This window comes from Gammaproteobacteria bacterium, assembly GCA_034522055.1.
Taxonomy (GTDB): Bacteria; Pseudomonadota; Gammaproteobacteria; order JAABTG01; family JAABTG01; genus JAABTG01.
The window spans coordinates 1,596,189-1,615,211 of the sequence record JAXHLS010000002.1 but is presented as its reverse complement, the minus strand read 5'-3'; the positions used below and the strand labels follow the sequence as shown (position 1 = coordinate 1,615,211).

Sequence of the window (19,023 nt, the reverse complement as noted above, 5' to 3'; positions counted from 1 at the left end):
GTCAGGCGTCCTCCTTGGACCCGCGGGCCGCGCGCGGTGCGTCGCGGGCGGCCTGGGCGCTGATGGGGCTCCGGTCGAAGCGGCGTTGGCCGATGGGCACGGCGAAGCCGTCGCGCTTCTTGAGGATGACGCCCACCGGGCAGACCTCCACCGCCTTGTCGGTGACGGCGATGTCGGTATCCGCCAGGCGCCCCGACAGGGCGTTGACGATGAGGTGCTTGCCGGCGCCGCGGCCCGACAGCCCGAACACCGACTTGCCATCCACCTCGTTGGAGGCACGCACGCACAGCTCGCACAGGATGCAGCGGTTGAAGTCCAGCCACAGCTCGGGATGGGAGGCGTCCACCGGCCGCACCGGATAGAAGTGGCGGAAGCCGGCGGTGGTCACCTGCAGGTCGTAGCCCAGGGCCTGGAGCTGGCAGTCGCCGCTCGCCTCGCAGGCGGGACAGAAGTGGTTGCCCTCGGCGAACAGCATCTGCACCAGGACCTTGCGCAGGCCGTTGAGGGCATCGCTGGCGCTCTCCACCGCCATGCCGGCCCGCGCCGGCAGCGTACAGGCGGCCGCGTTGCGGCCGTCGGCGCGGATGGTGCACACCTTGCAGCTGCCGTGGGGCTTGAACTCCGGGTGGTAGCACAGGTGGGGGATGTAGACGTCGGCGGTCAGGGCCGCCTGCAGCACGGTCTGCCCCTCCGCGAAGGGGATCTCCTCGCCGTCCAGGGTGAAGGTGGGCTGATCGGTCATGGCGCGGGCTCCCCGTCCAAGTGGGCATCGGCATCGTCGCGACCCGTCATCTGGCGGGCCCGGCGCAGTGCGCCGTCGAGGTCGAAGGCCGGTTCGAAATCCAGGTGATCGAGGTGGCGGTCGTAGACGGGCCGGAAGCGCTTGAGGGTATCCAGGGTCGGATTGCAGGCGGTGTGGCCGAGGCCGCAGTGGGCGCTCTGATGCAGCACATCGTCCAGCTGCGCGATCTCATGGAGGTCGCAGGGCGCGCCGCGGCCCTCGTGGATCTTGTCCATGGTGGCCTTGAGGATGGCGGTGCCCACCCGGCAGGGGGTGCAGAAGCCACAGGACTCGTGGGCGAAGAAGTGGGCATAGTTGCGGGCCACCTCGAACATGTCGCGGGAATCGTCGAAGATGGTGAAGGCGCCGGCGGTGGCCAGGTCCTCGAAGGCGATGCGGCGCTGGAACTCGTCGACCCCGATGCAGGTGCCCGAGGGGCCGCTGATCTGCACCGCCTGGGTATGTTCGGCCCCGGCCATCTCCAGCAGCTCCGCCACCGTGGTGCCGAAGGGGACCTCGTAGATGCCGGGGAGGGCACAGTCGCCGGCCACCGACATCAGCTTGGTGCCGGCGGACTTGGCGGTGCCGGTGGCACGGTACCACTCGCCGCCGCGGGCGGCGATGAGGGCGGCGGCGCAGAAGGTCTCCACGTTGTTCACCGTGGTGGGGTGCTTGAGATAGCCGTGGGTCACCGGGTAGGGGGGGCGGTTGCGGGGGATCCCCCGCTTGCCCTCCAGGGACTCGATGAGGGCCGATTCCTCCCCGCATACATAGGCCCCGGCCCCCAGGTGGATGTCGATGTCGAAGCTGAACCCGGGGATGCCGAGGATGTCCTTTCCCAGCAGGCCGTCACGGCGGCGGCGTGTCAGCACCGCCTCCAGGGGCTCCAGCAGGTAGCGATACTCGCCCCGCAGGTACAGGAAGCCCCGGCCGGCGCCCACCACGTAGGCGCACACGGTCATGCCCTCGAACACCAGGTCGGCGTGGCTCGCCAGCAACACCCGGTCCTTGAAGGTGCCGGGCTCTCCCTCGTCGGCGTTGCACACCACGTAGCGCTGCTCGCCCTGGGCGTTGCGGCAGGACTCCCATTTGTAGGCGGTAGTGAAGCCGGCACCGCCCCGGCCGCGCAGGTTGGCGGCACGGATCTCGTTCAGGGTGGCCACGGGGCCCTGGGGTGGGGCCATGTTGGCCTCCCGCCAGGAGCGGGTGTTGGCGGCCTGCTCCACCTCGGACAGGTCGCCCCGCGCCAGGGCGGCCCGCAGGGCGTCGCCGGGGCGCAGGTCGTTGTCCAGCAGCATGCCGGCGCGGCGCACGTTGTCGGCGATGGCGAACAGCTCCGCCGGCCATGCCGTCACGGGCCGCCCTTCCAGGATCAGGTCGGCGATGACATCCAGGCGCTCGCGGCTGATCCCCGGGATGGCCCAGCCGTTCACCAGCAGGCCCGGGCCCTGGTCGCACAGGCCGGTGCACGAGGTGGTATCCACCGACACCAGGCCGTCCTCGGACATGCGGCCGGGCTCCAGCAGCAGGCGCCGGCACAGGTGGTCCAGCAGTTCCAAGTTGCCCTGCATGCGGTCGGTGATGTTGTCGGAGAACAGCACCCGGTAACGGCCCCAGGGCACGGGCGACAGGAAGGCATAGAAGCCGATGACCCCGCGTACCCGGCTCAGGGGCAGGCCGAGGGCGCGGGCGATCCGGAGCTGAGCCGCGTCCGGCACGTGGCCCGCGTGTTCCTGGATCTCCCGCAGGACCTGCAGGAGTTGTTCCGGGCGCCGGCCATGGCGCTCGAGGATGGCATCGAGGGCCGCGGCGGCTGCGACCGTGAGGGAGTCGGTGGACATAAGAAGAGAGTATAGCTTCCCGGTGGCGGTCAACCCTGTTCCAGGTCAGCTGCGGGTGGGGGCGGGCGGCCCGCAATCTCCCCCACCACCACCCCCTGTTCAGCAGGGCCGGTCGCGTTATGCTGTAGGGATGGAAACCGCACCCGCCCTGCCCCTCATCGTCGAGCCCGGGGAACTCGAATCCAACCTCGGCACGCCCCACCTGCTGGTGGTGGATCTGTCCCGTCCCGAGGTCCATCAGCAGCTTCACGTGCCCGGCGCCATGTACCTGGATTACGGCGCCCTGGTGGCCGCCCGGCCCCCGGTGGCCGGCCTGCTGCCCGACGCCGAGCACCTGACGGCGGTGATGTCCACCCTGGCGGTCACCCCCGACACCCACGTGGTGGCCTACGACGACGAGGGCGGCGGCAAGGCCGGACGCCTGTTGTGGACCCTGGATGCGGTGGGCCATCACCGCTGGTCCCTCTTGAACGGCGGCCTTCATGCCTGGGCCAACGAGGGACACCCCACGGCGGTGGACATCGTGGAACCCGAACCCCGGCGCCGGGACGTGACCATCCACCCGGATTTCGTGGCCGACGCCGACTGGATCATGGCCCGCCTGGCGGACCCGGCCGTGGCCTGCCTGGACAGTCGGGCGCCGGACGAATTCAGCGGCACCCGGCGCTACTCGGCCCGCGGCGGGCACATCCCGGGGGCCGTGAACATGGACTGGGTGCGGGCCATGGACCCGGCGCGCAACCTGCGCCTGCGTCCCGCCCCGGAGTTGCTGGAGGAGTTGGCGGCCCTCGGCGTGGTGCCCGACAAGGAGGTGGTGGTCTATTGCCAGACCCACCACCGCTCGTCCCATACCTATGTGATGCTCAAGGCGCTGGGCTTCGACCGCGTCAGAGGCTACCATGGGGCCTGGTCGGAATGGGGCAACCGCGACGATACCCCGGTGGAGGTTGAGACCCGGTAAGCCACGAAACACGTAAATATATGAAAATAGACCCGGTAAACCACGAAATACGCGAAAAATACGAAATTTTTTTGCGGGTCGGGCTGTGGGTCGGGCCGCCGTTCGGCCTGCAGGCCGGGCTGTAGGTCGGGCTTCAGTCCGACAGCCCGCCGGCGGGGATTTTGACCCGGCGCGGGGTGCACGGGGCGGGGGCGGATATCGGGATGAATCCCGACCTACATCCGATTAGTGAATTTCGGTTATTTCGTGTATTTCGTGGTTCCATCAAGGGTCTTACCCGACCCCTCCCGGGCAGTCGGCGATGCAGCGGTTGCGGCCCTCTTCCTTGGCCCGGTAGAGCAATTTATCGGCGCGCCCGAGGGTGGTCTCCGGGGTGTCGCCGTGGCGAAAGCCGGTGACGCCGCAGGACACGGTCACCCGTACCGGCTCCCCCTTGTGCCGGAAGCCGAAGGCCTCCACCCGGGCCCGCAGCTTGTCGGCCACTCCCAGGGCGTCCCGGCAATCGGTCTCCGGCAGGATCACCGCGAATTCCTCGCCGCCGTAGCGTGCCAGCACGTCGCTCTCTCGCACCTGCTTGCCCAGATGGCCGGCCACCGCCTTCAGCACCTTGTCCCCCGCCAGGTGACCGAAGGTGTCGTTCAAGGCCTTGAAGTTGTCGATGTCGATCATGATCACGGCCAGGTGGCCACCGTAGCGCTTCCAGTGGGCGTAGCTCTTGGCCATGTGCTCGTCATAGGCCTGGCGGTTATAGACGCCGGTGAGGGCATCTGTGATGGACTTCTTTTGCTCCTCCTTGAGGCGCTGCCGCAGATGGGCGCCTTCGCCCTCCAGCACCTGCACCTGTTCCCGCAGGCTGGCGATGTGCCGGTCGGCCCGCTGGTGGAGTTCGGCCTCGCGTGCCCGGTGGTCGTCGAGGTGGTTTTCCACCAGGTCCAGCCCCTTCACGATGGCGCCCTTGACCTGATCCAGGCTGGCGGCCGCCGCCAGGGAGTGGCGCATGGTGGCCACGCCTTCCCGCATCTGCCTGTCCAGGGTCCGGCCGCTGTCCTCGCTGTCGCGCCGGGTGACATCGGCATCGCCGATGTGCTGCTCGATGTGGCGCAGCCGCTGGTTGACCCCGAACAGGAACTGCTCCAGCTCGTTGCTCTGGCGCAGCAGATCCTGGCGCATGGCGGCCACCAGATCGGCGACCTCGGTGAGTACGGCCGTGAGGGGGGCATTTGCCGAGTGGTGGCGCAGTTTCCGTAGGATGGACTTGCGTCGATCAGCCAGGGCCGCGGGTAGGTCGAAGCGCTCTACCAGGGCTGCGAGGGCGGAGACGATGCTGCTGTCATCCGCGACCGGCCGGTGCCCCGCGCCCCGTTCCATCTCCCGGGCCTTGAGCAGGCGGCCGAGGTCTTTGAGCAGGGGCTTGAGTTCGACCATGCGCCGAGCCGCCGCCAGACGCCGGGTGAGGGCGCGTGCGTCCTCACGGTGCCCCCCTGCCGTGTCGAGTCCGGCCACCAGGCGGGCCAGTTCGTCGCCCACCGCCTCTATCGTGGGGTCGTCGCCGGGCGCCGGCGGGGGCCCTGGGGTGATACTGCCGAGGCGTCCCAGCAGGCCCTTGAGTCCGCCTGGCGAGGCCGCCTGGGCGGGCCCTGTCAGGACCTCGGAAAGGAAGGCCCTCACCCGCTCGAGGGTCTCTTCCCCATGGTCGCCCGCGCGCAGCTCCTGACTCAGGACACCGGCCTCGCGGGCCTTGGTTCGGGGCAGGGGCAGGTCTTCCAGTAACGCGGCGAGCACCTCGCCGGGGGCCTTTGCGGCCGGGGCCGTGGTCTCCTTGAGGGATGTGGCCTGATCGGCGATACGGCTGGTCAGGGCGGCGATGTGGTGGGCATCGCCGTGGTTGCGGAGGCTCTTGCGCAGCTGCTCGAGAGCGGGATCGAGAGCGGGATCGAAACCCAGGCCCGCCAAGGCCAGGCGTCCCAGGGCGCGGCGCAGGAGGTCCTCTAGCTCCCGGTATTCCGCCTCCCGGCGCTCCAGCTCGTCGAGACTGTCGAGGTAGCGGCCTTTCCAGCCGCCGTCCTCCTCAGTTGGCGGCTCGGGTGGGCTCACTTCGGGCGTGCCGGGTACGGAGATCCTTGTGTTCCTCTTCGATCAGCACGTTCATGACATCGATCATGCCCGGGAAGCCGTCGGCGATGGAGCCCGAGGTGCGGTACTTGCCGTTGATCACCACCGAGGGTACGCCGGTGATGCCGTAGCGCTGGGTCATGACGATGGCCTGCTTGACCTTGCTCTTCACGGCGAAGGAGTTGTAGGCCTCGATGAAGGCCTTCCGATCGACGCCCTGCTCGGCCACGAAGTCCACCACTTCGGCCGGCGTGAATATCTGGCGCTTGTCGTCGTGAAGGGCCTTGAACAGCGGACTGTGGAACTGCTCCAGCACCCCCAGGGTCTCGGCGGCGTAGTAGGCCTGGGCGTGGGGGATCCAGTTCTTGCGGAACACCGCCGGGGTGCGGCGGAAATCCACGTGCTCGGGCTTGCCGGCCAGCCATTCCTTCAGATGGGGCTCGAAGGTGTAGCAGTGGGGGCAGCCATACCAGAAGAGTTCCACCACCTCCACCCGGGCCGGGTCAGCCGTGGGCTGGGGCGGTTCCACCGCGGCGTACTGGCCGGCGATGTCGAACAACGGGTCCCCATCCGGTGGCGCAGACTCCTGGGCGACGGCGCCGTTGACGGACCACAGGAGGATCAACAGGGAAAGGGCGCTTCTGATCATGGTGTTCTCCGGTTGCTGTGCTGGGGACTGGTGCGGCGATCACCCTTGATACGACTCCCCACTCCCGCGGGCGGTTCCACCGCAACGACCCACCGGCCACGCGCTGGGCATGGGCCTGGCGTAGGGCCCGCCACGGCGGCGTCAGGGGGTGAGGCCCGCCCGTTCCAGCATTACCACTACGGCCTTGCGCAACTCGTCGTCACTGAGGTTCATGTGGCCGCCGCGGGGCGGCATGGCGCCGATGCCGTTGATGGAGTTGTGAAGCAGGGTGTCCAGTCCCTTCGCGGCCCGCGGCTCCCAGGCCGCGGTGTCGCCGAGCTTGGGGGCACCCGCGGCACCCGTGGCGTGGCAGGCCGCACAGGCAGTCTTGATCACCTGGTCGCCGGATTTGGAGGCGACCTGCGGCTCTTGCGTCGCGGCCTGTTGCGTGGGGGGCGGGGCAGCGGCCTGGTCCTCGCCAGCACCTCGTTCGGAGCCGGACGCCGGCGCCGGCGCATCGGCACCGGCGCCGCTGTAGTAGGCGGCGACGGCGGCGATGTCCTTGTCGGACAGCTTGGCGGCCACCCGGCGCATCATCTCGTTGGGGTCGTTATGCCGCTCGCCGGCGCGGAACGCCTTCAGGGTCTTCTCGGTGTAGGCTGCGTGCTGGCCCATCAGCATGGGAAACCTCGCCATGGGATTGCCCTTGGCATTGGGGCCATGGCAGGCCATGCAGGCGGCGATGCCCTTGTGGGCATCGCCACCCCAGTGCAGATCCTTACCCGTGAGGGCGAGTCCCTGGTCGGTGGGGCTGGCGGTGGCCGTCTGGGCGGCGAAGTAGGCCGCCAGGTCGGCCATGTCCTCGGGGGACAGGCCGGCCACCATGCCGAGCATGATGGCATTCTCCCGCCGGCCCTCCTTGTAGTCCTTGAGCTGTTTCTCGAGATAGGCCGCCCCCTGGCCCGCGATCCTCGGGAACTCGGCCGAGGGGCTGTTGCCGTCGGGGCCGTGACAGCCGGCACAGGAGGCGGATTTGGCCTTGCCGGCTTCCGGGTCACCCGCCGCCTGGACGGCCAGGACGGGGGCGAGCAGCAGGGCGAGGGACAGCAGAGGTGTCGTGATCTTCATGGCGCGGCAGGAATGCATAGAATTATGTCTTGAAATACTAATACGTGATACGCAAAAAAGCCCCTCGCTGGAGGGGCCTTTCGGGGGCGACGCTTACTTGCAGGACTGGCTTGCGTAGTAGGCGGCGAGATTCTCGATATCGGCGTCGGACAGGGCCGCGGTCATGGCCTTCATGGTGGGGTCGCTGCGCTCGCCGCTCTTGTAGGCCTTGATGGCCTTCACCAGGTACTGGGCGTGCTGGCCGGCGATCTTGGGATACATGGGGGTCGGGCTGTTGCCGTCGGGGCCATGGCATCCGGCGCAGGTGGCGGATTTGGCCTTGCCGGCGGCGGCATCTCCGGCCTGGACGGTTCCGAAGGTGCCAATCAGGGCACAGGCGACAGAGGCGAGGATGATTTTTTTCATGTCCAACTCCTGAAGAATAGAAGGTATATTGTGCCTTTTAACGGTGCGAAAAGGCACGGCGAAAAAATCGGCAACGCGTATATAACAGGATCACCCGCGGCCGGTCAATTTTCGTACCCCGGATCGGCCGTCATTATTGAGGTTTTCATCACACTATGTCCTTCGCCTTCGAGAAGGCCGAATTCATCGCCGGCGCACGGGCCCCGGCCCAGTTTCCTCCAGACCTCGGGCGGGAGGTGGCCTTCGCCGGCCGCTCCAACGCCGGCAAGTCCAGTGTGCTCAATGCCCTGACACGGCGCCAGGCCCTGGCGCGCACCAGCAAGCAGCCAGGCCGCACCCGCGAACTCAACTTTTTCGGTGTTACGGAGGACGCACGGCTGGTGGATCTCCCCGGCTATGGCTTCGCCAGGGTGCCGGCCGCCATCCAGCGCCAGTGGGAACACACCCTGCGGCGCTACCTGGCCGAGCGTGTCTCGCTGGCGGGTCTGGTGGTGGTGATGGATATCCGCCATCCCTTCCGGGACCTCGACCTCCATCTCCTGGAGTGGGCCGAGGCGGCCGGGTTGCCGGTGCATCTGCTCCTCACCAAGGCGGACAAGCTGGGTCGCGGCCAGCAGAACGAGGCCTTGATGGCGGCCCGGGCGCGCTGCGGGGAGATGGCGTCCGAGGTCAGCGTGCAGCTTTTCTCGGCCTTGAAGAAACAGGGCGTGGAGGCGCTGCGGGAGCGGGTATCGGGATGGCTTGGCGAGGGACGGTGAATCCGGTCTCCGTGAACAGCGCATAAAAAAAGGCCCCGGTTTCCATGTTCGGGGGGAGGGGAAAAACCGGGGCCTCTGAAACACCGGCCCGGAGGCCGGCTAACCCGCTCGAGGGAGGGCGAGCGGTGAACGCAAATCCTGCGTTCTGGTTATTATGACCGGGGGCCGTCGAGAAAGTTTCCCGGCCGTGGCCGCAGAATATCCCTTTTTATTTTGGGAGGCGGTGCGGTGGCTCCCGCCTCTCTCGGGAAGCGCCGGATTCCTCAACGCCTCCCTCCTGGCCATCACCCCTCAGGGCATCTTCCGCTGGCGGCGCGCCACCCCGGTGTCCATTGCGGCCCGGGAGACGGCGGGGGGCACCCGGTCGATGAGCCTGGGGTCGAAGGGCTTGGGAATGATGTAGTCGGGCCCGAACTCCAAGCGCTCCAGGCGGTAGGCATCCAATACCTCCCGGGGTACGGGCTCCCGGGCCAGGTCCCGCAGGGCAGTGGCGGCGGCAATATGCATCGCCCGGTTGATGGCCCGGGCATGCACATCCAGGGCGCCGCGGAAGATGAAGGGAAACCCCAATACGTTGTTCACCTGGTTGGGGTAGTCGCTGCGGCCCGTGGCCATGATGAGATCGTCCCGGGACGATCGCGCCAGGGCGGGGCTGATCTCCGGGTCGGGATTGGACAGGGCGAACACCACCGGCCGTGGCGCCATGCTCTTCAGCATGGCCTCGCTCACCAGGTTGGGCCCCGACAGCCCCAGGAACACGTCCGCGCCGGCCATGGCATCGGCCAGGGTGCGGGCGCCGGTGGCCACGGCGAGGCCCCGCTTCTCCGGCGTGAGGTCGTCGCGCCCGTCGTGGAGGACCCCTTTGCGGTCCACCGCCAGGATGTTTTCCGGCCGCGCCCCCAGGGCCACGAGCAGGGACAGGGTGGCGACGCCGGCGGCCCCCGCCCCCAGGCACACGATGCGCGCCTGGGCCAGGGACTTGTCCTGGATGTCGAGGGCATTGAGCAGGCCGGCGGCGGTGATGATGGCGGTGCCGTGCTGGTCGTCGTGAAACACCGGGATGTCCAGGCGTTTCATGAGGGTCTGCTCGATATGGAAGCAGTGGGGGGCCGCGATGTCCTCCAGGTTGATGCCGCCGAAGGTGGGGGAGATGCGCACCACGGTCTCGATGAAGTCCTCCGGGGTATCGGCGTTGACCTCGATGTCGAACACGTCGATGTTGGCGAAGCGCTTGAACAGCACCGCCTTGCCCTCCATCACCGGCTTGGAGGCCAGGGCACCGGTGTTGCCGAGCCCCAGCACCGCGCTGCCGTCGGTGATCACCGCCACCAGATTGCCCTTGGCGGTATAGCGGTAGGCGGCCTCGGGGTCCTGCTCGATGGCCCGCACGGGCTCCGCCACCCCGGGGGTGTACGCCAGGCTCAGCTCCTCCTGGGTGGTGCACGGCTTGGTGGTGTGGAGGGCGATCTTGCCCGGGGTCGGTTTCTCGTGATAGGCGAGGGCGGCGGTCTTCAGGTCATCGTACATGGGGTCTTCCGGTGGGCATGGGGCCTGGCTCAGCGTACCACCTTGATGAACTCGCCGGGCCGGGGCTCGCCGTCGGGATAATAGCCGTTCAACAGCCGCAGCCTGGCCTCGGCATAGCTGGAGATGCGGGATTTCGCCGCCAGGTTGGCGAAGCGGGTATTGCTGCCGGCGCGGATCACGGCGAGGCGCAGGGGAGTCGCGAGTTCCCGCTCCTTGGGCGTCAGGGGGTGGAAACTGAAGGCGGTGTTGAGGATCGCCGTATTGTAGGCGCGGGGCTTGTCCGGGTCCTTGGCGGCGCTGGTGAGGACGTAGGCGCGGTCGCGAAACAGGATCACCGTGTGGCGGGCCAGCCGCCGGCCCCAGGGGCTCTGGATGGGGGCCAGGCCGGTGTGGGCGGGCAGACCGTTGATGTCCATGGTGCGGTCGTCCTCGAGGGTCTTAAGGTTCATGCGCTCGGCCATGAACTGGCGCGGCCCCAGGCGTTTGTTGAGTTCCTGCGCGGTGAGTTGCAGCACGGCGTCGTTGCCGGGGGCGATGGCCAGCACGCGGTCCGACTTGTTCTCGATGCGCCAACCCTCGGGGAAGCGCAGTGCGAAGCCGAGGTCGCGGTGGTAGAAACCGTTGCCCCGCACCACGCCCTCCTTGGCCGGCGGGCCGAAGGGCACGCCCTCGAGCCGCCGCAGGTAGGCCGCGCGATCCGGTTCGCGGTAGGTGCCCTCGTGATGACGGCCGGCTGCCGCCACCACCTCCTGGAGGCGGGTATCGTTGTCGGGATGGGTAGCGAACACGCCGTGATAGGTCTTGGGCTCCCGGTCCTCCTGTTGCGCCCGTTCCTTTTCGAACTCCTCCTGGGCCTTGAGAACGCGGATGACGTCGATCATGGCCTCCGGGTCGCGGCCGGTGCGGGCGAGATACTCGGCGCCGAGGCGGTCGGCCTCCAGTTCGTGTTCGCGGCCGTAGCCCCGCACCAGGGCGGTGCCCAGGGAGCCCAGCAGATTCTGGATGTTGCGGTCCCGCAACTCGGGCACCAGAATGCTGCCGAGGGCGATGCCGAGACCGGTGGCCTGCTGGGTGGAGTACTGGCGCACGCTGTGACGGGCGGTGACGTGGCCGATCTCGTGGCCCAGCACCGCCGCCAGCTCTTCCTCGGACTGGAAGTAGGACATGAGTCCGCGAGTGATGTAGATGTAACCGCCGGGCAGGGCGAAGGCATTCACCTCGTCGCTGTCCAGCACCGTGAAGCGGTAGATGAGGTCCTGGCGGTGACTCTTGGCCGCCAGCTTCTCGCCCACCCGTTGCACGTAGGCCTGCAGTTCGGGGTCGTCGTAGGTGTCGTACTGCTCCAGGATCTGAGGGTGCATGCGGCGCCCGAGGGCGAGCTCCTGGCCCTCGGACATGAGGACGAACTCCTGCTCGCCGCTCACCGGATTCACGGCACAGCCGGACAGGGACAGGATCCCGGCCAGGGTGACGGCCATGACCCCCAGGGTGGTGCGTATGCTCATGATTCTGATCCCCGCTGGTGGCAGCAAATCGATTCTAGCCCACGATGCCGGGTGATGGCCTCCTCCGGTGGACCTGCAGCCACAAAAAACGCCCCGCGGAGGGGCGTCTCGTGGCGGCGGCGGCGGCGGGTCGGGCCTATTTCATGCCGTATTTGCGGCGGAACTTGTCCACGCGCCCGGCGGTATCCATCATCTTCTGCTTGCCGGTATAGAAGGGGTGGCAGGCCGAGCACACCTCCAGGTGGATGTCCTGGCTGGCGGTGGAACGGGTGGTGAAGCTGTTGCCACAACTACAGGTCACCGTGACTTCGCGGTAGGCCGGGTGGATGTCGGACTTCATTGCGCTGCAAACCTCGGGTTGGTGGGCGTCCCGGCCCTGGCCGGTGGGGCGCGTCAGGGACAGAGCAAGGTAGAATACTAGAGACGCGCGCCTCTCCACAAGGGCCGGTGGCGGATTTCTGCGCGTGGATGCCGAATGTTCGAGCCGCGTCCCGCGGCGTCATGGCTCGCCCGCCGTCGGCGCATCGTCTGCGAAGATGCCGAGTTCGGTCCACAACTCGTCCACCCGCGCCCGCACCTCGGGGCTCATGCGGATGGGGCGGCCCCATTCCCGCTGGGTCTCGCCGGGCCACTTGTTGGTGGCGTCCAGCCCCATCTTGGAGCCCAGGCCCGACACCGGCGAGGCGAAATCCAGGTAATCGATGGGAGAGGAGTGGACGAAGGTGGTGTCCCGGGCCGGGTCCATGCGGGTGGTGATGGCCCAGATGACGTCCTGCCACGAGCGGATGTCCACGTCGTCGTCGGTGACGATGACGAACTTGGTGTACATGAACTGGCGCAGGAAGGACCACACCCCCAGCATCACCCGCTTGGCGTGGCCGGGGTACTCCTTGCGCATGCTGACGATGGCGAGCCGGTAGGAACAGCCCTCGGGGGGCAGGTAGAAGTCCATGATCTCGGGGAACTGGCGCCGCAGGATGGGCACGAACACCTCGTTGAGGGCCACCCCCAGCACCGCCGGCTCGTCGGGCGGACGGCCGGTGTAGGTGCTGTGGTAGATGGGGTCGTCGCGATGGGTGATGCGGTCCACCGTGAACACCGGGAACTCCTCCACCTCGTTGTAGTAGCCGGTGTGGTCGCCGAAGGGGCCTTCGGGGGCCCGGTCCCCGGGGTGGATGTGGCCCTCCAGTACGATCTCGGCACCGGCGGGCACCCACAGGTCATGGTTGGTGCATCTCACCACCTCCGTGCGGTTGCCCCGCAGCAGGCCGGCGAAGCCGTATTCCGACAGGGTATCCGGTACCGGCGTCACCGCCGCCAGCATGGTGGCGGGATCGGCCCCCAGCGCCACCGCCACCGGGAAGGGCCGATCCGGATACTCGGCGCGCCAGTCGCGATAATCCAGGGCGCCGCCGCGATGGGCCAGCCAGCGCATGATGAGGCGGTTGCGGCCGATGACCTGCTGGCGGTAGATGCCGAGGTTCTGGCGTTTCTTGTGGGGCCCGCGGGTGATCACCAGGGCCCAGGTGATGAGGGGGCCGGCGTCGCCGGGCCAGCAAGTCTGCACCGGCAGGCGGCCGAGGTCTACGTCGTCCGCCTCCAGGACGTTTTGCTGGCAGGGGCCGCGGCCGAGTTCGCGGGGGTTCATGTCCAGCACCTTGCGGAAGGCGGGCAGCTTCTCCCAGGTGTCCCGCAGTCCCTTGGGGGGTTCCGGGGACTTGAGGAAGGCGAGCATCTCCCCCACCTGGCGCAGGGCCCCCACGTCATCCTCGCCCATGCCCAGGGCCACCCGCCGCGGCGTGCCGAAGAGGTTGCCGAGCACCGGCATGTCGTGACCCGTGGGGTGCTCGAACAGCAGGGCCGGTCCGCCGCGGCGCAGGGTGCGGTCGCAGATCTCCGTCATCTCCAGCCTCGGGTCCACGGGCGTGGCGATGCGCCTGAGTTCGCCGGCCCCCTCGAGGTGGGCGATGAAATCCCGCAGGTCCTTGTATTTCATGGGGCTAGAGGTCGAACTCCGCCACCACGGGGGCGTGGTCGGAGGGGCGCTCGAGGCGCCGCGGTGCGGTTTCCACGTAGCAGGCGGTGCAGGCCCGGGCGAGTCCCTCGCTGGCCAGGATGAGGTCGATGCGCAGGCCCAGGTTGCGGCGGAAACCGGCGGCCCGGTAGTCCCACCAGCTGAAGGTGCCCGGCTCCTGGTTGAAGCGCCGGAAGGTGTCCTCCAGGCCGAGGGACACCATGGCTCCCAGGGCCTCGCGCTCGGGGGTACTGCACAGGATCCGTTCCCGCCAGGCCTCCGGGTCATGGACGTCGCGGTCGTCGGGGGCGATGTTGAAGTCGCCCATCACTACTACATGGGGGTGGGTGGCGAGTTCGGTCTCGATATGGGCGGTCACCGCCGCCAGCCACGCCAGCTTGTGGCGGTACTTGTCCGAGCCCACCTCCTGGCCATTGACCACGTACAGGTTGATGATTCTCAGGGGGCCCACCGAGGCGATGAGGATGCGCCGCTGGGGATCCTCCAGGCCGGGGATGTCACGCAGCACGGCGGTGGCGGGCTCGCGGCTCAGGATGGCGACGCCGTTGTAGGTCTTCTGGCCCGAGTAGAGGGGCTGATAGCCCGCCGCCAGCAGGTCGGCGGCGGGGAAATTCTCGTCCGTGAGCTTGGTCTCCTGGAGGGCCAGGATGTCGGGTTGGCGTTCGGCCAGCCAGTCCAGCACCTGGGGCAGGCGCACCTTGAGGCTGTTGACGTTCCAGGTGGCGACGCGCATGGCCTTAACGTGAAAGTCGCGAAGCACGAACTCCCCCTCTCCCTCTGGGGCAAATCCGTCGGGAACGGATTTGAACGCGCCTTGGCGCGGCCCGCAGGGCGAAGGGCAGGATGCCCGGAGTACAGGGATGGGGTGAGGGAACGAGCATGGCGATACGCGCCGCCCGAGATGATGAAAGAGGAGCGCGTATCGCCATGAGAGTTAGACCCGGAAGCCGCCATGGCGGCGGCGGTTGATGCGGTCCATCAGCCACAGGCCCGCCGTGAGGCCGCCGATGAACAGCACGCCGGCGACGATGAGCAGACCACGCAGGGCCCATTCGGGTCCCCACGCGGGCAGCCAGGACGGAGCGGCGGTGGCCTCCCGGGGCATATCTGCGGGGGCTTGGGCGGCGGCCTCCTCGGCCTGGCGGGCCAGCAGTTCCCGCAGGGCCGCGTTGTCGTCCTCGAGGCGGGCGATACGCTCCATGGCCTGGAGATAGTCTTGCCGGGGTGGGGTTGCGGTATCGGGGACCTCCGTGCCGGAGGCCAGGGCGAGTTCCGCCCGCAGGGTCTCCACCTCGGCCCACGCCGCCTTGAGCTCCTCCTCGCGGGTGGCCTTCCAGCTTTGGAGTTCGGCCACCTCCAGCCGCGCCGGCAGATCCGCCGTGAGGTAGGCGGCATCCACCCAGCCCTCGGCGCCGTCGGGGGCACGTACCCTGACGAAGCCGCCATCCCGCTCCAGCACCTCGAGCTCGGTGGCCGAGGGCAGGAGCTGGATGATCGCGCTGGTGCGCTCGCGTGATTCGTGCAGGCCGAGCCGGAGGTTGTCGGTGATATACAGGGTCTCGGCGGCGGCCGCGGCCGCCATCAAGGTTGCGAGCAGGCCGCCGAGCAGGCGAAGACCGAATCCGGCGGGGGATGCGGGCACCGGGCGGGCATGCGGCATGGGATCGATGTCGGCGGTCCTGTGGTTCTGGTTCGGCGGTGGTTCGGGCCGGCGGGCGGCGCACGGCAGACGATTATAGAAGTCCTGGGGCCCCAAGGGGAAACGGCGATGTGGGGGCCTCAGGCCAGGGGCGCGTGATGATGGGCGAACCACAGGGCGGCGGTGCTCGCCGCCACCCCCAGGGCCAGCAGCCCGGCGGCATACCAGGCGTAGCGGCGGGCGAGCCCCTCCTGCGGCACGGCCGACAGGATATAGGGCCGGCGCCGGTCCCGGGGGCGGGTCATGATGGTGGTGCCGGGGGTGGCCGCGCGCTCGGCGTGGGCCCGCACCACTTCGTCGCGGGCGGCCCGGCGGGCGGCATCCCATTCCCCGGCGTCGACGTGCCCGTCGCCGTCGGCGTCGAACTGGCGCATCTTCGCGGCGTCTTTCTTCCAGGCCGTGAGGAGGGCCCGCAGGTCTTCGCGGGCATCGCCGGGGTCGCCGGCGCCGCCCACGGTGCGGAGCAGGCCGATGGCGTAGAGGTCATCGGCTGCGTGCATGCGTTCCTCGGTGTAACGGTAGTTGCCGCTGGCCAGCCAGCTGCGCCCCCCGGGCGCGGGCCCCGGCGGCTGGGGGCTGTTGCCGTACCAGACGTCCCGGGCCCGTGGGGTGACCGCCGCGCCCTCGGGATCGATGATGCACTGCCCGGTGTCGTCCACCAGCAGGAACAGCTCGTCGCTGGTGGTGCCGCGGATCTTGCGCCAGCGGGTCTGGCGCTTGCCGTTGACATGGTGGGTCTGGCGCTGCTCCACCTTGTAGCGGTACCAGGTGCAGCGGCTGCCGGTGAGGGGGGAGACAATAGGCACCCCGTCCATCAGCTCCTGGCGACCCTCGAGTTCCACGTAGCCCTGATGGGCGGAGCGTATCTTGGCGGTGGGGGTGTCCTGGATGATGCGCAGGCGGCGGTAGAACACGATGGACCCCACCAGCCCCCCCACCGCCGCCGCCACCGCCAGGGCCAGGGCTATCCAGTAGCCCGCGGGGTCCACGGCGGTGGGGTCCATATCAGGAGAACAGGGCCTTCACGTCCACGTCGCGGGTCTCCTCCTCGGAGAACTCCAGCAGCTCCCGGGGGCCGAAGCCCAACAGCCTCGCGACCACCAGGTCGGGGAACTGCTCGACGCGGATGTTGTTGATGTTGACACTGTCGTTGTAGAACTCGCGGCGATCGGCGATGGCGTTCTCGAGGCCGGTGATGCGGGCCTGCAGGTGCTGGAAGCTCTCGTTGGCCTTGAGTTCGGGATAGGCCTCGGCCACCGCGAACAGGTTCATGAGCCCGGAGCGCAGCTGGGTCTCGGCGGGGCCGAGGGCGCCCACATCGCCGCCGGCGCGGGCGTTCTGCACCGCCGAACGGGCCCGCATGACCTTCTCCAGGGTTTCCTGCTCGTAGGTCATGTACTGCTTGCAGGTCTCCACCAGCTTGGGCAGCTCGTCGTGGCGCTGCTTGAGCAGCACGTCGATGTTGGACCATGCCTGGGATACGTTGTGCTTCAGCCGCACCAGGTTGTTGTAGACGAGGGCGGCATAGACGAGGACCAGGGCGACGATGCCCCAGAAAATGAAGGTGCCGATTTCCATGGTGTTACTCCTTCGAGGTTGGGCGCCCGTAGCGGCGCGGCGGTAAGGGGATTCTAACCCCCTGCCGGTGCCGCGCCGCCCGGACCCCGGGACGCGGCATGTCTCCCCGATGTAGCGACGTGGCCGGGGGATCATTGAGTCCTGGGGACGGGCCGTGCTGCGCGCTGCGCGCGATGGCGTCGCGAACCCGGTGGCCGGTGGGTTGGTTTCGCCCCTTCAGGGGGTTATAGTCGGGTCTCGGTTAACACCCGTGGGAGAGACCGGCCCCTCGCTGGCCGGCGCCGAAGGCGCAACGTGCTCGGAATCGCTCAGGCAAAAGGACCGCGGGAGGTATACCGACTCTGGAGAGTGGCCCCAGGGGCGCGTGGCGCGTCGAGGGGCCCACCGATGGGGCGAGGGGTTGCCATGCAACCGCGAAACTCTCAGGTAAAGGTACAGAGGAGCGGCTGAGGCCTGCGGGGCCGCAGCCGTTTTTTTTGCCTTAAGACTTGAGGAGTACCGAAGGTTATGGGACGCCAGACACCCCTGTACGACAGCCACGTGGCCAGCGGCGCGAAGATGGTGGATTTCGCCGGCTGGGACATGCCCATCCACTACGGCTCCCAGCTCAACGAGCATCGCCAGGTGCGCCAGGCCGCGGGCATGTTCGATGTCTCCCACATGGCCGTGGTGGACCTCGCCGGGGCCGCCACCCGGGATTTCCTGCGTCACCTCCTGGCCAACGACGTGGCCAAGCTTCAGACCTCGGGTGCCGCCCTCTACACCTGCATGCTCAATCCCGCCGGGGGCATCAAGGACGACCTCATCGTCTACCGCCGGGATGACGGCGCCTACCGCATGGTGGTGAACGCCGGCACCCGGGACAAGGATCTGGCATGGATCAGGGAGTGGGCCGCGGACTTCGACGTGGCGGTGACCGAACGTCCCGATCTGGCCATGATCGCCGTCCAGGGCCCGGCGGCGCGGGATGCGGTCCACGGTGTGGTGTCCGACGGCCTGGCGGCGGGGCTGGCGGACCTCGAGCGCTTTCACGCCCTGGCCGGCGACGGGCTGTTCGTGGCCCGCACCGGCTACACCGGCGAGGATGGCTACGAGATCATCGTGCCCGGCGACGCGGCCGCCGACCTGTGGGCGCGGCTGGCGGCCCGCGGGGTGGCCCCCACGGGCCTGGGGGCGCGGGATACCCTGCGCCTGGAGGCGGGACTCAATCTCTACGGTAGCGACATGGACGAGGACACCACGCCCCTGGAGAGCGCCCTCGGCTGGACCGTGGCCTGGGAGCCTGCCGAGCGCGACTTCATCGGCCGCCAGGCCCTGGAGGCCCAGCGGGCGGCGGGGCCAGCACGGATCCTGGTGGGGCTGGTGCTGGAGGGCCGCGGCGTGCTGCGCGGTCACCAGAAGGTCATCACGGACAAGGGCGAGGGGGAGACCACCAGCGGCAGCTTCGCTCCCACCCTGGAGCGTTCCGTGGCCCTGGCCCGGGTGCCCGCCGGCACCACCTCGGCGCAGGTGGAGATCCGCGGGCGCCTCCATGACGTCATCATCAGCAGACCCCCCTTCGTCAAGAACGGCCAACCAAATCTCCATATCTGAGCTATAACGACGGTAGCGGCCGCAATGGCGGCCGTCACACCCGTCATAAACCTTGAAAACCGGAGCAAAGCACGATGAGTGACATTCCAAAAGACCTGCGTTATAGCCCATCCCACGAGTGGGTCCGCGACGAGGGCAACGGTGTGGTGACCCTGGGGATTACGGACCACGCCCAAGAGTCCCTGGGGGACCTGGTGTTCGTGGAACTGCCCGAGGTGGGGCAGGCCATCGCCGTGGGCGACGAGATGGGGGTGGTGGAGTCGGTGAAAGCCGCCTCGGACCTCTTCAGCCCCGTCTCCGGCGAGGTGGTGGAGGTCAACGAGACCCTGGGCGATACCCCCGAGGCGATCAATGGCGATCCGTATGGCGACGGCTGGATCGCCAAGGTGAAACTGTCCGTCCCCGCCGAGTTGGACGAGTTGCTCGACGCCGACGCCTACACGGCGGTGGCCGAGGAAGAAGACGACTAGGA

The 19,023-nt window shown here is 68.4% G+C and carries 18 protein-coding genes and 1 riboswitch; of the genes, 4 read left to right on the top strand and 14 right to left on the bottom strand.

Annotated elements, in window-relative coordinates; genetic code table 11:
- Nucleotide 1 precedes the first annotated feature (1 nt).
- Together U5S82_07885 and U5S82_07880 are read right to left on the bottom strand one after the other, a co-directional pair.
- The gene (locus U5S82_07885) at nt 2-742 is read right to left on the bottom strand and encodes a 2Fe-2S iron-sulfur cluster-binding protein (GenBank protein MDZ7751567.1); all 741 of its coding nucleotides are present in this window, start codon (nt 740-742) and stop codon (nt 2-4) included.
- Nucleotides 739-2,622 carry an NAD(P)H-dependent oxidoreductase subunit E gene (locus tag U5S82_07880; GenBank protein MDZ7751566.1) on the bottom strand — a complete coding sequence of 628 codons (1,884 nt, stop codon included), beginning with the start codon at nt 2,620-2,622 and terminating at the stop codon, nt 739-741. The genes U5S82_07885 and U5S82_07880 overlap by 4 nt, the downstream gene beginning before the upstream one ends.
- 130 nt (nt 2,623-2,752) lie before the next feature.
- Between U5S82_07880 and U5S82_07875 the strand changes: the two genes are divergently transcribed.
- Nucleotides 2,753-3,583 (top strand): rhodanese-like domain-containing protein, encoded by an 831-nt coding sequence (locus U5S82_07875; protein ID MDZ7751565.1) that lies wholly within the window; start codon nt 2,753-2,755, stop codon nt 3,581-3,583.
- Nucleotides 3,584-3,856: 273 nt separating this feature from the next.
- Here the strand turns inward: U5S82_07875 and U5S82_07870 are convergent, their stop codons facing one another.
- The 4 genes from U5S82_07870 to U5S82_07855 form a co-directional block, all read right to left on the bottom strand.
- Nucleotides 3,857-5,677, bottom strand: a complete 1,821-nt coding sequence (locus tag U5S82_07870; GenBank protein MDZ7751564.1) for a GGDEF domain-containing protein — start codon at nt 5,675-5,677, stop codon at nt 3,857-3,859.
- Complete coding sequence (locus U5S82_07865) at nt 5,652-6,344, bottom strand: thiol:disulfide interchange protein DsbA/DsbL (GenBank protein ID MDZ7751563.1); 693 nt, start codon at nt 6,342-6,344, stop codon at nt 5,652-5,654. The genes U5S82_07870 and U5S82_07865 overlap by 26 nt, the downstream gene beginning before the upstream one ends.
- 141 nt (nt 6,345-6,485) lie before the next feature.
- Entirely contained in the window at nt 6,486-7,451 is a 966-nt protein-coding gene (locus U5S82_07860) for a c-type cytochrome (GenBank protein MDZ7751562.1), read from the bottom strand.
- A gap of 93 nt (nt 7,452-7,544) precedes the next feature.
- Nucleotides 7,545-7,856: a cytochrome c gene (locus U5S82_07855; GenBank protein ID MDZ7751561.1), complete on the bottom strand. Its 312-nt coding sequence runs from the start codon at nt 7,854-7,856 to the stop codon at nt 7,545-7,547.
- 155 nt (nt 7,857-8,011) lie between these two features.
- Here U5S82_07855 and yihA point away from each other — a divergent pair, with 155 nt between their 5' ends.
- On the top strand, nt 8,012-8,614 hold the full coding sequence (yihA, locus tag U5S82_07850; protein ID MDZ7751560.1) for a ribosome biogenesis GTP-binding protein YihA/YsxC: 603 nt from the start codon (nt 8,012-8,014) through the stop codon (nt 8,612-8,614).
- A gap of 291 nt (nt 8,615-8,905) precedes the next feature.
- Here the strand turns inward: yihA and U5S82_07845 are convergent, their stop codons facing one another.
- The 8 genes from U5S82_07845 to U5S82_07810 form a co-directional block, all read right to left on the bottom strand.
- Nucleotides 8,906-10,141: a malic enzyme-like NAD(P)-binding protein gene (locus U5S82_07845; GenBank protein ID MDZ7751559.1), complete on the bottom strand. Its 1,236-nt coding sequence runs from the start codon at nt 10,139-10,141 to the stop codon at nt 8,906-8,908.
- Between the two features lie 29 nt (nt 10,142-10,170).
- The gene (locus U5S82_07840; protein MDZ7751558.1) at nt 10,171-11,646 is read right to left on the bottom strand and encodes a M48 family metalloprotease; all 1,476 of its coding nucleotides are present in this window, start codon (nt 11,644-11,646) and stop codon (nt 10,171-10,173) included.
- Between the two features lie 136 nt (nt 11,647-11,782).
- Complete coding sequence (gene rpmE / locus U5S82_07835) at nt 11,783-11,986, bottom strand: 50S ribosomal protein L31 (protein ID MDZ7751557.1); 204 nt, start codon at nt 11,984-11,986, stop codon at nt 11,783-11,785.
- A 159-nt stretch (nt 11,987-12,145) separates the two neighbouring features.
- Nucleotides 12,146-13,642, bottom strand: coding sequence for a 4-hydroxy-3-polyprenylbenzoate decarboxylase (gene ubiD, locus U5S82_07830; protein MDZ7751556.1), 1,497 nt, complete (start codon nt 13,640-13,642; stop codon nt 12,146-12,148).
- Nucleotides 13,643-13,646: 4 nt separating this feature from the next.
- Entirely contained in the window at nt 13,647-14,414 is a 768-nt protein-coding gene (gene xth / locus U5S82_07825) for an exodeoxyribonuclease III (GenBank protein ID MDZ7751555.1), read from the bottom strand.
- A 201-nt stretch (nt 14,415-14,615) separates the two neighbouring features.
- A complete protein-coding gene (locus U5S82_07820) occupies nt 14,616-15,341 on the bottom strand; it encodes a TIGR04211 family SH3 domain-containing protein (GenBank protein MDZ7751554.1) in 726 nt (241 codons plus the stop codon).
- 119 nt (nt 15,342-15,460) lie between these two features.
- On the bottom strand, nt 15,461-16,384 hold the full coding sequence (locus U5S82_07815) for a GIDE domain-containing protein (GenBank protein ID MDZ7751553.1): 924 nt from the start codon (nt 16,382-16,384) through the stop codon (nt 15,461-15,463).
- A 1-nt stretch (nt 16,385) separates the two neighbouring features.
- Nucleotides 16,386-16,958 carry a LemA family protein gene (locus U5S82_07810; GenBank protein ID MDZ7751552.1) on the bottom strand — a complete coding sequence of 191 codons (573 nt, stop codon included), beginning with the start codon at nt 16,956-16,958 and terminating at the stop codon, nt 16,386-16,388.
- A gap of 241 nt (nt 16,959-17,199) precedes the next feature.
- A riboswitch (glycine riboswitch) is annotated at nt 17,200-17,292 on the top strand.
- A gap of 173 nt (nt 17,293-17,465) precedes the next feature.
- On the opposite strand from U5S82_07810, the gene gcvT reads away from it, so the two are divergent.
- Together gcvT and gcvH are read left to right on the top strand one after the other, a co-directional pair.
- Complete coding sequence (gene gcvT, locus U5S82_07805) at nt 17,466-18,551, top strand: glycine cleavage system aminomethyltransferase GcvT (GenBank protein MDZ7751551.1); 1,086 nt, start codon at nt 17,466-17,468, stop codon at nt 18,549-18,551.
- A gap of 74 nt (nt 18,552-18,625) precedes the next feature.
- Complete coding sequence (gene gcvH / locus U5S82_07800; protein MDZ7751550.1) at nt 18,626-19,021, top strand: glycine cleavage system protein GcvH; 396 nt, start codon at nt 18,626-18,628, stop codon at nt 19,019-19,021.
- Nucleotides 19,022-19,023: the final 2 nt, after the last annotated feature.